15 protein-coding genes and 2 pseudogenes are annotated in these 14416 nt (G+C 68.1%); 9 read left to right on the top strand and 8 right to left on the bottom strand.

Going from position 1 to position 14416, the window contains the following annotated elements; genetic code table 11:
• Positions 1–51: 51 nt before the first annotated feature.
• Both OG698_RS09405 and OG698_RS09400 read right to left on the bottom strand, forming a co-directional pair.
• Positions 52–1002 (bottom strand): transposase family protein, encoded by a 951-nt coding sequence (locus OG698_RS09405; RefSeq protein WP_406102581.1) that lies wholly within the window; start codon positions 1000–1002, stop codon positions 52–54.
• Positions 1003–1170: 168 nt separating this feature from the next.
• A complete protein-coding gene (locus tag OG698_RS09400; RefSeq protein WP_406102580.1) occupies positions 1171–1701 on the bottom strand; it encodes a GNAT family N-acetyltransferase in 531 nt (176 codons plus the stop codon).
• 592 nt (positions 1702–2293) lie between these two features.
• On the opposite strand from OG698_RS09400, the gene OG698_RS09395 reads away from it, so the two are divergent.
• A complete protein-coding gene (locus tag OG698_RS09395; protein WP_406102579.1) occupies positions 2294–3316 on the top strand; it encodes a DNA-directed RNA polymerase subunit alpha in 1023 nt (340 codons plus the stop codon).
• 164 nt (positions 3317–3480) lie between these two features.
• On the opposite strand, the pseudogene OG698_RS09390 reads toward OG698_RS09395, so the two are convergent.
• Together OG698_RS09390 and OG698_RS09385 are read right to left on the bottom strand one after the other, a co-directional pair.
• Positions 3481–4109: pseudogene (locus OG698_RS09390) on the bottom strand (integrase); the annotation flags it as partial.
• A 301-nt stretch (positions 4110–4410) separates the two neighbouring features.
• Positions 4411–4620, bottom strand: coding sequence for a hypothetical protein (locus OG698_RS09385; protein ID WP_406102578.1), 210 nt, complete (start codon positions 4618–4620; stop codon positions 4411–4413).
• 271 nt (positions 4621–4891) lie between these two features.
• Here OG698_RS09385 and OG698_RS09380 point away from each other — a divergent pair, with 271 nt between their 5' ends.
• The gene (locus OG698_RS09380; protein WP_406102577.1) at positions 4892–6106 is read left to right on the top strand and encodes an RNA-guided endonuclease InsQ/TnpB family protein; all 1215 of its coding nucleotides are present in this window, start codon (positions 4892–4894) and stop codon (positions 6104–6106) included.
• Between the two features lie 59 nt (positions 6107–6165).
• Here OG698_RS09380 and OG698_RS09375 read toward each other — a convergent pair whose 3' ends face one another.
• Both OG698_RS09375 and OG698_RS09370 read right to left on the bottom strand, forming a co-directional pair.
• On the bottom strand, positions 6166–7386 hold the full coding sequence (locus OG698_RS09375; protein ID WP_406102576.1) for a metallophosphoesterase: 1221 nt from the start codon (positions 7384–7386) through the stop codon (positions 6166–6168).
• Between the two features lie 91 nt (positions 7387–7477).
• A complete protein-coding gene (locus tag OG698_RS09370; protein ID WP_406102575.1) occupies positions 7478–8026 on the bottom strand; it encodes a hypothetical protein in 549 nt (182 codons plus the stop codon).
• A gap of 70 nt (positions 8027–8096) precedes the next feature.
• Between OG698_RS09370 and OG698_RS09365 the strand changes: the two genes are divergently transcribed.
• On the top strand, positions 8097–8309 hold the full coding sequence (locus OG698_RS09365; protein ID WP_406102574.1) for a hypothetical protein: 213 nt from the start codon (positions 8097–8099) through the stop codon (positions 8307–8309).
• Positions 8310–8369: 60 nt separating this feature from the next.
• Here OG698_RS09365 and OG698_RS09360 read toward each other — a convergent pair whose 3' ends face one another.
• A complete protein-coding gene (locus tag OG698_RS09360) occupies positions 8370–8738 on the bottom strand; it encodes a hypothetical protein (protein WP_406102573.1) in 369 nt (122 codons plus the stop codon).
• Between the two features lie 197 nt (positions 8739–8935).
• Positions 8936–9277 carry a DUF6207 family protein gene (locus OG698_RS09355; RefSeq protein WP_406110935.1) on the bottom strand — a complete coding sequence of 114 codons (342 nt, stop codon included), beginning with the start codon at positions 9275–9277 and terminating at the stop codon, positions 8936–8938.
• 35 nt (positions 9278–9312) lie between these two features.
• Between OG698_RS09355 and OG698_RS09350 the strand changes: the two are divergent.
• The 6 genes and pseudogenes from OG698_RS09350 to OG698_RS09325 form a co-directional block, all read left to right on the top strand.
• A pseudogene (locus tag OG698_RS09350) lies at positions 9313–9624 on the top strand (transposase); the annotation flags it as partial.
• On the top strand, positions 9621–9788 hold the full coding sequence (locus tag OG698_RS09345) for a hypothetical protein (RefSeq protein WP_406102572.1): 168 nt from the start codon (positions 9621–9623) through the stop codon (positions 9786–9788). The pseudogene OG698_RS09350 and the gene OG698_RS09345, both read left to right, overlap by 4 nt.
• Before the next feature lie 71 nt (positions 9789–9859).
• A complete protein-coding gene (locus OG698_RS09340) occupies positions 9860–10435 on the top strand; it encodes a TetR/AcrR family transcriptional regulator (protein ID WP_406102571.1) in 576 nt (191 codons plus the stop codon).
• Between the two features lie 142 nt (positions 10436–10577).
• A complete protein-coding gene (locus OG698_RS09335; RefSeq protein WP_406102570.1) occupies positions 10578–11183 on the top strand; it encodes a (2Fe-2S)-binding protein in 606 nt (201 codons plus the stop codon).
• 4 nt (positions 11184–11187) lie between these two features.
• The gene (locus tag OG698_RS09330) at positions 11188–12162 is read left to right on the top strand and encodes an FAD binding domain-containing protein (protein WP_406102569.1); all 975 of its coding nucleotides are present in this window, start codon (positions 11188–11190) and stop codon (positions 12160–12162) included.
• Positions 12162–14306, top strand: coding sequence for a xanthine dehydrogenase family protein molybdopterin-binding subunit (locus OG698_RS09325; protein WP_406102568.1), 2145 nt, complete (start codon positions 12162–12164; stop codon positions 14304–14306). Before OG698_RS09330 ends, OG698_RS09325 begins: the two co-directional genes overlap by 1 nt.
• Positions 14307–14416 lie beyond the last annotated feature (110 nt).

Below are 14416 nucleotides of genomic sequence, written 5' to 3'. Positions count from 1 at the left end.
TCCGCGATTGAGGTTTGGGCGTGCTGGCCTGGCGGGTCGGCTGGTGGTTGATCAGCAGGCGACCTGCCGGGCGAGCACGAGCTCGGTGCTCGGCTTGCGGCGGCTCGGTCGGCGAGCCGAACGGTCCGAAACCAATGAAGCGATCGCCTGGTGGGTCGCGGCGTACTCCTCGCGTGGGCCGGTGTAGCGCTGGAGCGGGCACCACTGCCGCAATTCGGCGTGGGCGTGCTCGACGCAGATCCGCTGCGAGGACTGCCGTCGGCGCATCTCCCGCCAGGCGTACTGCTCGCCGAGCGGCGCGTCGCCCTTCGGCTTCGTCGGAGGGGCGCTGATCTGGTCAGGGAACTCGTTGGCCAGCCCCCGGTAGCCCTCGTCGACCTTGGCCGTCACCTTCGGGTGAAGCCGGAACTGCTCGGCGGTACCCTCGGTGCGCATCGCGGTCTGGTCGTGCATGCGGCCCGGGCGGTCCGCACCCGACCACAGCAGACGGCCCTGTCCGTCGCTGATGGTGGTGGTCTTGATGGTGTTCTGCTTCTTCTTGCCGGAGACGAAGGCCCGCCGTCCGGGCCTGCCTGCCTTCGGGCGACGAACCTGGGTCTCGGCGCCATCGATCCGCAACCGGACCCCCGCGGCCTCGGCGTAGGCGAACACGTCCGCCAGGGTCCGAAGTCGCACGCCTGAGTGGTCGGGGACTGCGAAGCCACGCATGGCCAGCAACGGGCGGATCTCCCCGATGGCACGGGAGATCGTGGAGCGGGCGATGCCGTACAGCTCGGCGAGCGCGGCGTGCGGGAGCCCGGTGCGTAGATGAACCAGGGTGACGAGCAGGCGGTCGGTGAAGACCAGGTCGTGCTTCGGGCCGGCACCGGCCTCCCGCTGCCGCTCGGCACCACGCCGCTCACGAAGCTCCGACTCGCACCGGGCGAGCCACAGATCGGCCAACTCTTCGATCACATCGCCGAGATGTGCACGCGAGACGCCGCAGAAGGCAGGATGGGTCAAGGCCGCACGGGCCCACTTCTTGGTCACACTCGAAGAACCCGTGCGGCCACTGCCACGTCACGGCTGCCCGCCGATGATCAATGGGTGTGGCTCTTCTGCGGGAACTGTCCGAGCTGGGACCTTCCCTGCAGAAGAGCAAACGCAGCCAGCGAAGCATCGGCCCGAGCATCAGGGCCTCAGCAGTCCGCCCACCCACCAGTCGTGCGGCTTGCCATCGTTGGCGATGCTGCGATTGCGCAGTGTCCCTTCGACGGTGAAGCCGAGTTTCTCGGCGACGGCACGCGAACCGGTGTTCCCGGCCATGGCCCACCACTCGATGCGGTGCACGTCGAGCGTGGCCCAGCCCCAGTCGCACAGGGCCCGAGCGGCCTCCACCGAGTACCCGCGTCCGCGCTGCTCCCTGACCGCCCAGTAACCAAGCTCCCAGACGCCGCGGCTGATGAGGGTCAGGCAGTACGAGCCGACCAGGGCACCGGTGTCCTTGCGGAACGCGCCGAGGGTGTAGTCCCTGTCCTCGGCCCACTGAGCAGGCAGCTTCTCACCGACGAGCTTCTCCGCGTCCGCACGCCGGTACGGCACCGGCACCGGGGTGTAGAACTGGATGTCCTCGTCCTGGCAGGCCCCGTACACCGCATCCACGTCGGCAGGTGCGAAGGCCCGCAGCACCAGACGGTCGGTCTCAACAGTCACTGGATCCATCGCGGCAGTATGACGACCATCAACAAGCAGAGACCAGCGAATATCCCGACCGAGCACCGCCCATCACAACACCTCGGGCTGGTCAACGCTCGTCGCAACACCCCAGATCAGCTGCCCCCGAGACGGAGCTACACCCACCATCAATCGCGGACCGAGCCGTAAGCGGGGGCCGACTTGGGTCAGCGCGTTCGTCCTGCGCACCGTCCCCTACCAGCGCGTGATCGCACAGTTGGCAGCCCACGGCCCGACCACCGAGACCGACTCCGCACAAAGCTGTCCCCAGCGGCTGTTCACCAGCGCGGCGTCGAGCAGGTGCTCCGTGCCAGCGACGACCCCACCGGACTGGAGGCGGAGGCCCATATCACACCCGGCTGTACCAGTCCCGGCCCTGGGCGTATGACTGACGCCCAGGAGTAGGAGCAGCTGATCGTCGGGCCCCACGCCGGCGAGAGCTGGGCCCGCCGAGTGGCCGGCAGACGGGCGGAGGCGGGCAGTTCGGCCCCTTCGGAGGCCGTATCGCCCATATCGCACGTACCCTTCGTGGTGTCTACGCGTCACATAGCGGGCGCCGAACCACTGGAGGCAACACCTCGTGCTGATTGCTCAGCGTCCGTCCCTGACCGAAGAGGTCGTCGACGAGTTCCGCTCCCGGTTCGTCATCGAGCCGCTGGAGCCGGGCTTCGGTTACACCCTCGGCAACTCTCTTCGCCGGACCCTTCTCTCCTCGATCCCGGGTGCGGCGGTCACGTCCATCCGTATCGACGGTGTCCTGCACGAGTTCACCACCGTGCCGGGCGTCAAGGAAGACGTCACCGACCTCATCCTCAACATCAAGCAGCTCGTCGTGAGCAGCGAGCAAGATGAGCCCGTCGTGATGTACCTGCGCAAGCAGGGCCCGGGACTGGTCACCGCCGCCGACATCGCGCCCCCGGCCGGTGTCGAGGTGCACAATCCCGACCTCGTCCTCGCCACGCTCAACGGCAAGGGCCAGCTGGAGATGGAGCTGACCGTCGAGCGCGGTCGCGGCTACGTCTCCGCCGTTCAGAACAAGCAGGTCGGTCAGGAGATCGGGCGCATCCCGGTCGACTCGATCTACTCGCCGGTCCTGAAGGTCACGTACAAGGTCGAGGCCACGCGTGTCGAGCAGCGCACCGACTTCGACAAGCTGATCGTCGACGTCGAGACGAAGCAGGCCATGCGTCCGCGTGACGCCATGGCGTCGGCCGGCAAGACCCTGGTCGAGCTGTTCGGTCTCGCCCGCGAGCTCAATGCCGAAGCCGAGGGCATCGACATGGGCCCGTCCCCCACGGACGCCGCGCTCGCTGCGGATCTGGTACTGCCGATCGAGGAGCTGGACCTCACCGTTCGGTCGTACAACTGCCTCAAGCGCGAGGGGGTCCACTCCGTGGGTGAGCTCGTGGCCCGTTCCGAGGCGGACCTCCTGGACATCCGCAACTTCGGTGCGAAGTCGATCGACGAGGTCAAGGCGAAGCTGGCCGGCATGGGCCTCGGACTCAAGGACTCGCCTCCCGGCTTCGACCCGACCGCCGCCGCCGACGCCTTTGGCGCGGACAACGACGCGGACGCGGGTTTCGTGGAGACCGAGCAGTACTGATCGCTGCGTGCGCCGGCTCCCGAGAGCCCGGAAGGCAGAGGAGCCGGTGACGCGGAGATGGCTACTGGAAGACCGCACCCCCTTTCCCCGTGAGAGGACGTGGGATCCCCTGGCGCTACCTCGACGAACGCGGCGATGCGGCGGTGGCTGAGCTCGTCCGTGGCGATGCCGGCGAGGTGGACGCGCCGGGTGCCATGTTCGATGAAGACCAGGGCGTACAGACGTTTGAGGGTGACGGTGTCGAGGTGGAGGAAGTCGGCGGCGAGGATGCCGCGGGCCTGTGCGGTGAGGAACTGGTGCCAGGTCGGCCCTGCGCGCTGCGGGGTGGGATCGATGCCGGCGGCGTGCAGGATTTCCCAGACCGTGGAGGGAGCGATCGGGTAGCCGAGGCGGGCGAGTTCGCCCTGTATTCGACGGTGGTCCCAGCTGCTTTTCTCTCGGACCGGGCGCAGGATGAGTTGCTTGACGATGGGGCCGGTAGAACGTCGCCCAAGGCGGCGGCGCTGGGTGAACGTCCACTTTCAGGCGATGAGTTGACGGTGCCAGCGCAGCAGTGTGGTGGGGGTGACTGCAAAGACCTGGCGCCATTGGCGCGTGGGATCAGTCGTGAGAGTGCGGCAAGCCAGATTCGGTCGGCCGGCTGGTAGCGGACCCGGGTGATCTGACGGCGCAGCACTGCGTTCTCGTGCCGTAGCGCCAGTACTTCCGCATCTTTGGCCACGCGGGCACGCAGCACAGCAGCGGGCGCCGTGATCAGATTTCGGACGAGCGAGGCAACGACCGACAGCGACATCCGCAGATCGTCGCATGCCCGTCCGAGGCCGCGTCATCAGAATCAGCAAACGTGCAGGCCAAAGCCGCGAAACTTCACGCGGGTGCCTGCGTCCTGAACATCCATCACGAGGTTCCTGATCGTCTGGGTGACCCAGTCGGCTGTGGGGTGCGCGGTGGTGCCGGGTGACCATCCTGCCGCGCCGTGCGATCGACGCCATGACTGCGGTGACCTGCTCGAACGTAATTGTCGGCACACACAGAGCCGGGTTCGCCGTCGGCGAAGACGGTTCTGAAGCGGGCGGCGGCTCGGTGTGGTCGGATCAGCTCCAACTTGGCGAGGGTCCATGCAGCCGCTTGAAGGCAACCGGTTTGCCGGTGATCGCGTCGAGCAGGACGTGGTCCCTAATGGGGCGGTCCAGCTTCACCGTCACCTGCTGCAGCTTCCCTTGCTTGGTGCAGACGCCATCGTCCTCTCTGCCCTTGACGGCAGCTGATAGCACTACGCTGTCGGGTGTTTCCAACGCATCCACGTTCGGGCTGTTGTCGCAGGCAAGATGAACGCATCCGGCTCAAACTGCAGCTGATGGCAAGCCGATTCGGTGCATGAGAGGACGAGGCAGGCTTCGACTCGGTGAACCGGTCCATCCCTTCTCTTGCGTGGGTATCCCCGGCTTCAGCCGGGGCGGGAATCGCATCTCGGGGCTGCTCTGACGGGTCAGGTGTGCGTGGGTGTTCTGTCTGCGGAGGGGCTGTCAGTGGCCTCGGTTATGTTGCTGACAAGAGCCGAAGGGGGTGGGCCGGGTGATTCGTGCGTACAAGTTCCTCATGCGGCCCACGGTGCGGCAGACTCAGGCGCTCGGTGAGATGTTGCGTGATCACTGCTCCCTTTACAACGGTGCGTTGCAGGAGCGCCGTGACGCTTACCGGCACGCCTCGAAGACGAGCATCAAGTACGGGCAGCAGTCCGTGCAGCTCAAGGACATCCGGGCGTTCGACCCGGAGCGTCAGGGCCGTTGGTCGTTCAGCTCACAACAGGCCACGCTCCGGCGGTTGGACAAGGCGTTCGCGGCGTTCTTCCGCCGGGTCAAGTCCGGTGAGAAGCCCGACTATCCGCGCTTTCGTGGGGTGAACTGGTTCGACACGGTGGAGTTTCCCAGGGACGGGGACGGCTGCCGGTGGGACTCCACGCCGCACGACCCGGTGACTCGCGTCCGCCTTCAAGGTGTCGGGCACGTCAAGGTGCACCAGCACCGGGCGGTGGCCGGCAGGGTCAAGACGATCAGCGTCAAACGAGAGGGCCGGAAGTGGTTCGTCGTGCTGAGTGCCGAACAGGTCCAGCCCGAACCGCTGCCCGCGACGGGTTTGGTCGTCGGGATCGACCTGGGCATAGCCAGCTTCCTCGCCGATTCCAGCGGCGGATTCGTCCCCAACCCGCGCCACGGGGCGAAGAGCGCCGCGAAGCTAGAAGCCGCACAGCAGGCCCTGTCGAGGTTTTTGCGTGTGCGCCGCGACAGGCGGACAGCCAACCACCGGCGTGCGGTCGAGAAGGTCGCGAAGCTGCACCGCAAGGTCCGCCGCCAGCGCCTCGACCACGCACACAAAACCGCCCTTGATCTCGTACGCGCACACGATTTCATCGCGCACGAAGACCTCAAGATCCGCAACATGGTCCGGCGTGCTGCACCGAAGCCCGACCCTGCCAAGTCGGGCGCCTTCCTGCCCAACGGGGCCAGTGCGAAAGTCGGACTCAACCGCTCGATCGCGGATGCCGGATGGGGGGTGTTCCTGACGATCCTGCACGCCAAGGCTGAAAGCGCCGGACGGGAAGTGATCGCCGTGGACCCCCGCAACACCTCCCGCCAGTGCCCCGAATGCGGGCATACCAGCGCGGAGAACCGGCCCACACAGGAAAAGTTCCACTGCGTCTCGTGCGGCCACAGAGCGCACGCGGACACGGTGGGAGCCACCAACGTTCTGCGGGCCTGGCTGGTCCGTCGCGAAGCCGTACCGGCGTAGCGAGAAGCCCCTCATTTATGAGGGGGAGGAGTCACGAGGGATTGTCGGCCCGCTCCCTGTTACTGCGTGGGGGGTCGTTGCGGGGAGCGGAGTATGAGCAGGGTGATCTCGCTGGGGGCGAAGATGCGGAAGGGTGGGCCCCAGAAGCCGGTGCCGCGGCTGGTGTAGAGGAGGGTGCGGTTGCCGTGGCGGCTGAGTCCGGCGAGGGCGGGCTGGTCGATGCGGACGAGGTGGTGGAAGGGCCAGATCTGGCCGCCGTGGGTGTGGCCGGAGAGTTGGAGGTCGATGCCGTCGGCTGCGGCCCGGTCGATGAACTTGGGCTGGTGGGCCAGGAGCAGGACGGGTAGGTCGGGGTCGGCGCCGTTCAGGGCTCCGGCGAGGTGGGCGCGGTGGCCGGCCAGGCCGGAGGATTCGGCGGTGACGTCATCCACGCCGGCGACCACGAGGGTGTCGCCGCCGCGTTCGAGCAGTAGATGGCGGTTGCGCAGCGGCTCCCAGCCCAGCTCGTCCATCAGGTCGACCCAGCCCTGGGCCTCGCTGTAGTACTCGTGGTTTCCGGTGACGTAGACCCGGGCCCGGGTGGCTCGCACGGTGGCGAGCGGGGCGGCCTGGGCGCGGCGGCGTTCGGCCGTGCCGTCCGCGATGTCGCCGGTGTGGCAGACCAGGTCGGCCTGCAGAGTGTTCACCGTCTCGCAGACCCGCGCCGACCAGCGGGCGCGGTCGAGCGGGCCGTAGTGGGTGTCGGTGATGAGGGCGACGCGCGTGCCGTCCAATCCGGCTCCCAGGCGCGGGAGTTGTACGTCGAGGTGGCGTACCCGTGGTACCCGGCGGGCCTCGGTGTATCCCCAGGCGAGCAGCACGGCGGCTACGCCGAGGACCGTCCAAGTGACGATCCGGGCCCGGTTCTGCCCGTCGCCCACGCCGGCCACGGTCAGGACGAGGCGGAGGAGGACGCCGAGCAGGAGAGACCAGGTGAACAGGACCCAGCTGGCCCCGAGGAGGGTGTCCCCAACGATCGCCGCCTGGTCCTGCTGCCGTCGGCCGTGGCCGCGCGCCATCGCGAGCGGCATTGCGATCAGGCCGAGGGCGAACAGGGCGGTGCCGGCCAGCGTGACAGGGAACGGCCAGTGCTGGCCGGCGTGAAGCAGCACCCAGCAGGGCACGGTCCACAGCAGGACGGGGGCGATCAAAGGGATGTAGCGCATCAGGCGGCGCAGCAGGCTCTGCCTGGTCGCACGCGCTGCACCGTCCGCGGATCGGGCCTCGCTGATGTCGGTCACGCTTCGCTCCTCAAGTAACCAGACTGCCGACGCGGCACTTTATCCGGTCGTCCTAGTACTCCAGCTGTAGATCGCTCTTGGCTGGTGGCGGCTACGTTCTGCGCGGTTTGCGTGGCCTGCCCCAGCTGCCGTGCGGCCGGTTTCGTTCCTGGGCCAGCGTCGCGGCGTCGAACTGGGTCTTGCTGGTCACTGCTCGTGGTTCAGGTACGAGCGTGGTTGCCGTCGATCGCCACGGGACAGCCGAGGCCCAGCCGACCAGGGGCATGGTCTCGTCGCAGTGCGGAGCGAACTGAGCGACGATGACGGTGGGCATCTGATAGTTCAGGCTGCGGACGTGTTCGATGAACGCGCCGGGCAGCGAAACATGGTGCGTTTCCAAGTAGTGCGGGAAGTCCAGGCGCCACAGCCAGGAACCGTCGGTCACCAGCGAAGAGCACCCCGCAGAGTGCCGGTGGGCGCTCCCGGTGATGACGTCACGTCCGCCTTCCATGACGTCGATGAGGGCGTGGCCGGCGTCCAGGTAGGCCACCAGGTCCATTTCATCCGGCTCACCGACAGGCTGGACTGCATCGCCTATCGATCCGTTCGGCTGGCCGCAGCGGTTGTCCAATTCGTCGTAGAAACCCAGCAATCCCAGCACTGCGCCTCCTTCGACGAGCCTTTCCAACCCGCTGGCACTCGTAGACGCGGCCACCGTTGATCATCGGCGTGTGAAGGCAAACGATCACGCTGTGGCCGCAGTTCACAGCGTAGACGCTGCCCACTGGCAGGAAGCGTTCGAGGGCCTGATGGACCGCATCGCAGGCAGGTTCGCCCGGGTCGAACCCCGTCGCCGAATGCGGCACCTGGTGCTGGGACTGCTCGCGGACCTTGTAGGTGCCAAGAACTACGTCCGCGCTGGTCAGGGGGAGACGATCAAGTGAAGGACACGAAGTTGCATCCGGTCGCGTTCCTCGATGACGGATGTCCGTGACGCAGCTGCGTTACTGCTTCTCCTCCATACGGATGGCACGCCGTAGCTCGTCGGCCGCTGTGTGGCTTGTGCCCTCGCGCTGCTCCAGCATTGCCGCCGCGATGGCGTCGAGCTTGCGCTGAACCGCGTGCGCGTCACGCCGTTCGGTGTTCGTCAGCAGAGCGAGCAAGAGCAGGTTGACGGCCGCCGTGACGTCCCCCGCGAAGATCAGCCAGGGCAGCGGCAGGTGCGCAAGGTGTATGGCGACCATGCCGAGGACGAGGAGCACGCACAGGGTGGAGAACAGCGGCGAGCTGGTGACGTTCGATGCCCGCTCGGAGAAGGCGGCGAACAAGTCGCGCCCGGTGCCGCCCCGCTCGGCGGGATGCTCAGTGGTCATGCCCTCCATGCTCCCTGCCCGGCACCCGCCGGTGCGGGACCCTGGCCGGGCTTGCCGACGATGCCCCCACACGCGAGTTGCGCCGTGTCCGCCCGGCGGGCGCGGCCTTGGTACTGGTGGGCTCGCGTATTCAAGTGTCGCCAGTTCCGGCGCTTGGGAGACGGGAAAAGCGTCCATGGGGGAGGCGCACGGTGGGGTCAGGAGAAGCAACTGAAGGACACGGTTCCGAAGGCGCCCTTCTCGGCCGTCGCGGTCGCCCACTGTGCGGCGATCGCCTCCTGGAACGCCCGTGCCGTTCGGTTGTCAGCGGCTACGACGTCCACCTCGATCAGACCTGGCCGTGCCACGTGCGCTTGCTTGAATGGCTTCCCACGTGGCCGGACGACCGGGCCGGCCACGTGGGTTCGAGCGGTGAACTTGGCAGACCCGCTGGTGCGCTGCGTTATACCGGCTGCGGGTCGGCTGAGGGATGTGGGCAGGTCAGCCGGTGCAACCGGCCACGGGAGACGGGCTGCCAGCGCAGTTGGTGAGGTTCTCATGTGCCACCGCCGCATCACCAAATGAAATGACGTCCAAGGCCGTCAAGAAGATCACCGACGACGAGACTGAGCTGCTGGCGTTCTTCAACTTCCCGGCCGAGCACTGGATCCACTTGCGGACCACGAATCCGATCGAGTCGACGTTCTCCACCGTCCGGCTACGGATCAAGGTCACCCGAGGGGCCGGCTCCCGCGCTGCCGCCCTGGCCGTGGTCTTCAAGCTCGTCGAGTCCGCCCAGCAGCGGTGGCGGGCCGTGAATGCGCCCCACCTCGTCGCCCTCGTCCGAGCCGGGGCCCGTTTCGAGCGCGGCGTCCTCATCGAGCGTACGGGGGCCGGTGCAGCATGACCGATCAGGTAAAACGCCCGCTGCTGTTCCTCGATGTCGACGGGCCCCTTCTTCCGTTCGGCCAGGACCCGCAGCGCAAGCCGAAAGGCGCAGGCCCCCACCCGCATTTGGCGCGGCTCAACCCGAGGTTGGGAGACGAGCTTCTCGCCCACCTACACGGCTGACTGCGCCAACAGGCCCAGGCGCCATCGCCGTATATCCGATGACATTGAGTGTCGTCACTAGGATGAGTGACATGGGTCGATGGATGCCGGACGCAGCGGGCCGACTGTCGCGGGCCGCGCTTGAGCTGTACGAGGAGCGCGGCTTCGAGGACACCACGGTCGCCGAGATCGCCGAGCGGGCCGGTCTGACGAAGCGGACGTTCTTCCGTCACTTCCCCGACAAGCGCGAGGTGCTGTTCCCGCTCTCGGCCCGGATTCACCAGGTGATCGTCGACGCCATGGCCGCCGCGCCGGCCGACCTCTCGCCGCTCGCCGTCGTCCTGGAGGGGTACGGCGCCGCTGTGGACATGGTGAACACGGGGCATGCGCACGCCCGGCGTCGCCGGGCCGTCATCGTGGCCAACCCGGACCTTCGGGAACGAGAGCTGACCAAGTTCGCCGCGACCAGTGCAGCCGTGACCGAGGCGTTGCGCGAGCGCGGTGTCGCGCCGCAGGCCGCCTTCCTGACCGCCGCGGCGGGTGCCGCCGCATGGAGAGCCGCGCGCGAATGCTGGATCGAGGGTCCGGAGACACAGGACCTGCATGCCCTGCTGCGTGAATCCGTGGAGGAGCTCAGGGCCGCGGTCACGGCCCCGCTCGCGCCGTAAGCCACAGATACAGCCACAGATACAGCCACAGCCACGCCTCTCCTTGCCGCTCTCGATAACCATGACACCTGGTGTCATCACTGTTACGATGACACCAGGTGTCATCACATGCCACGTGTTCGACCGAGAGGGTGCATCACGCATGTCGGAAACACTCGACGAGGCAACCACCCTCAAACGACGAACCTTCGTCGCGGCGTCGACAGTGGCGGCCGGTCTACCCCTGCTGCCCTCAGGTCGCCTGCCCACATCCACGTCCACAGCCACACCCGCGCCGGCCGACCGGCTCTCCACCGTCCGTCTGACAGTCAACGGCGAGCAGCGCACCGCCCAGGTCGACAACCGCACCTCACTCCTCGACCTTCTCCGCGAGCACCTGGACCTCCCCGGCACGAAGAAGGGCTGCGACCAGGGCGCCTGCGGAGCCTGCACGGTGCTCGTGGACGACCGGAGGGTGAACGCCTGCCTCACCCTCGCCGTGATGCACCAAGGCGCACGCGTCACCACGATCGAGGGGCTCGCCCGGGGCGAGCAACTGCACCCGCTGCAGCAGGCGTTCATCGACCACGACGGCCTTCAGTGCGGCTACTGCACGCCGGGGCAGGTCATGTCGGGCGTCGCCTGTATCGCCGAGGGCCACACCGGCTCCCGGGAGGAGATCCGCGAGTGGATGAGCGGCAACCTGTGCCGGTGCGGGGCGTACACGAACATCGTCTCCGCCATCGAGCAGACGGCCAAGGAGGCATGACCGCGTGCATCCCTTCGCCTTCAGCCGGGTCTCCACCGTCACCGCCGCGCTCAACGCCGGTGCCCGCGACGGCCGTTACATCGCCGGCGGGACCACACTGGTCGACCTCATGCGGGAGACCGTCGAGCGACCCGCGCACGTGGTCGACATCAACGGGTTGCCGTACAAGGACATCACCATCACCCGACAAGGGCTGCACGTCGGTTCCCTGGTCCGGATGAGCGAGCTCGCCACGCATCCGGAGGTGCGCGCCACGTACCCCCTCCTCTCGCAGGCCCTCGAACTCGGCGCCTCGGCTCAGCTACGCAACATGGCCTCCATCGGGGGCAACATCATGCAGCGGCCCCGCTGTCCGTACTTCCGGGACGTCCACTCCGCATGCAACCGCCGTGACCCGGGCTCGGGTTGCGATGCCCGGCACGGTGACAACCGTATGCAGGCGATCCTGGGGACGAGCACCCACTGCGTGGCAACTCACCCCTCCGACCTGGCAGTTGCCCTCGTGGCGCTGGACGCCGTGGTCCAGGTACGGAGCCTCGACGGCACCCGCTCCATCCCGGTCCAGGACTTCTTCCTCCGCCCCGGGGACACGCCCCAGAAGGAGCACTCAATCCGGCCGGGTGAACTCATCACCTCCCTGACCGTCCCCGCGGGAGCGCACACGCGCCGCTCGGGCTATCTGAAGGTCCGCGACAGGCAGTCGTACGAGTTCGCCCTCGCGTCCGTGGCGGTGGCGCTGGACATCAGGGGCGGTGTGGTGCGGGGCGCCAGGGTGGCCGTCGGCGGTGTGGCGACCGTGCCGTGGCGGCTGCCCAAGGTGGAGGAGGCGCTCGTCGGCAAGCGGCCGGGGCGCCGGGCGTGGGCGGATGCCGCGGCCCTCGCGGCCGAGGGCGCCGTACCGCTGTCCGAGAACGCCTACAAGGTGCGGCTGGTCGAACGGACCGTACGCCGCCAGCTCATGACGATCGGAGGACAGTGATGGCGAAGACCGTCGTCGGGCAGCCGCTCTCCCGTGTCGACGCCCGCCGCAAGGTGACCGGCGCGGCCACTTACTCGGCCGAGCACCGCGTCGAAGGCCTGTTGTACGGCGTGATCGTCAACGGCACGGTGGCCCGCGGCACGGTGAGCCGGATCTCGGCGGACGCGGCGCTCGGCCACCCGGGCGTCCTGCGTGTCCTGACCGACTTCAGCAAGCTGCGGCTGGCCCACCCGGTCGATCGAATCGCCTTCTACGGCCAGCCCGTCGCGGTCGTCGTCGCGGAGACACTGGAGGCGGCGACCCATGGCGCCTCGCTGGTCGAGGCGACGTACGAACGGCAGGACGCGGTCACCGACTTCGACGATCCGCACGCCCCGTCGCAGACACCCGAGGACGAGCCCGACTACAGCCGAGGTGACCCGGCGGGCGCGCTGGGTTCGGCGCAGGTGAAGGTGGACCTGGAACTCACCAGCGCCCGCGAGAACCACAACCCCATCGAACTGCCCTCGACCATCGCCCGGTGGCAGGACGGACGGCTGACGCTCTGGGACAAGACCCAGTGGTCACAGGGCGCCGCGCGCACGGTGGCCGGCGCGCTCGGCATCGCCGTCGGCGACGTACGCGTGCACAACGAGTTCGTGGGCGGAGGCTTCGGCAGCGGAATCCAGACCTACGACCATGTCATCCTGGCCGCGTTCGCCGCGCGCGAGGTCGACAGGCCCGTCAAGGTGGTCCTGACCAGGCGTCAGTTCTATTACGGCACCGGGTTCCGGCCGGCCAGCCGGCACCGGATCACCCTCGGCAGCAGTACGGCCGGGCGCGTCAGCGCACTCGCCTACGACGTCCGTATCGAGAACGCGCGCTACCAGCCCTACACGGACGGCCTGACCGACCTGCCACAGTTCCTCTACGGCGTCCCCAACACCCGTACCGCCTACCGGGTCACGCCCGTCGACGTCCACTCTCCGTGCTCCATGCGAGGGCCTGGCGTGGTGCTCGGCAACTTCGCCCTGGAAACCGCGATGGACCAGCTCGCGCACGAACTGACCCTGGATCCTGTCGAGTTGCGGCTGCGCAACGAGCCGACTCGGGACGAGGTCTCCCAACTCCCGTTCTCCACACGGAAGTTGCGTGAGTGCTACGAGACCGGCGCACGCCGCTTCGGCTGGTCGCGGAGGCACGCCAAGCCGGGCTCGCGCACGGACGGCGACCTGCTCATCGGCATGGGGATGGCCACCGCGAGCTACCACAACCACCGACGCGACTCCAGCGCACGGGCCCGGATCAACGCCGACGGCACCGCCGAAGTCTTCGCGGCCGCCGGAGACATGGGCCCCGGCACGACCACCTCGGTCATGCAGGTCGCCGCGGACGCCCGGCTGCCCGCCTCGGCGGTCACCTTCAGGCTGGGCGACTCCAGCTACCCCACCGCGCCCCTGCACGCGGCGGCCTGCACCATGGCGAGCGTGGGCTCGGCCGCGCACACCACCTGCAACGCGCTGAAGGCGGAGTTCATCCGCAGGGCGGTAGCGGACCCCGACTCGCCTCTCCACGGAGCGAAACCGGCGGACGTGCACGTCCGCGACGGCTACCTGTCGGCCGCCGACGGAGGAGCCCGGGACAGCTACCGGGACATCCTGCGCCGCGCCGGTCTGCCCAGCCTCGAAACCACTGGCAACTGGGGCCCGGGCGACGCCGATTCAAGGATCACCACCTACGGCTACGGAGCCGTCTTCGCCGAAGTCTCCGTCGATCTCCTGCTGGGCCTCGTCCGCGTACGGCGGATCTTCGCGGCGTACGACGTAGGGCGGGTGATCAGCCCCAAACTCGCCCACAGCCAGGCCATCGGCGGCATGGTCGGCGGCATCGGCATGGCCCTCCTCGAAGGCACCGTCACCGACCACCGTGACGGCCGCATCGTCAACGCGAGCCTCGCCGACTATCTCGTGCCGGTGAACGCGGACGTCCCCGACCTCGACGCCGCCTTCATCAACACCGAGGACCCGCAGGCCGATCTGATCGGTGTGAAGGGACTCGGTGAGATCACCATCGTCGGGGTGGCGCCCGCCATCGGCAACGCGGTGTTCAACGCGACGGGCAAACGCCTGACGGACCTGCCGATCCGTCCTGAGGCGCTACTTTGACCTACGGGCCCGCCGGTTCATCTGCGGGAACGCGTTGCGCGAACGGCGGACCTTCGTCGAAGAGAGAGCCGGACTGACCCGGTTCGGCCGGTGGACCGAGCGCCTGCGGT

Origin of the sequence: Streptomyces sp. NBC_01003, from assembly GCF_045162695.1 — a bacterium.
Classification (GTDB): Bacteria; Actinomycetota; Actinomycetes; order Streptomycetales; family Streptomycetaceae; genus Streptomyces.
Note: the sequence above shows the minus strand (reverse complement) of the source record. Positions and strands in the feature narration are given on the sequence as shown.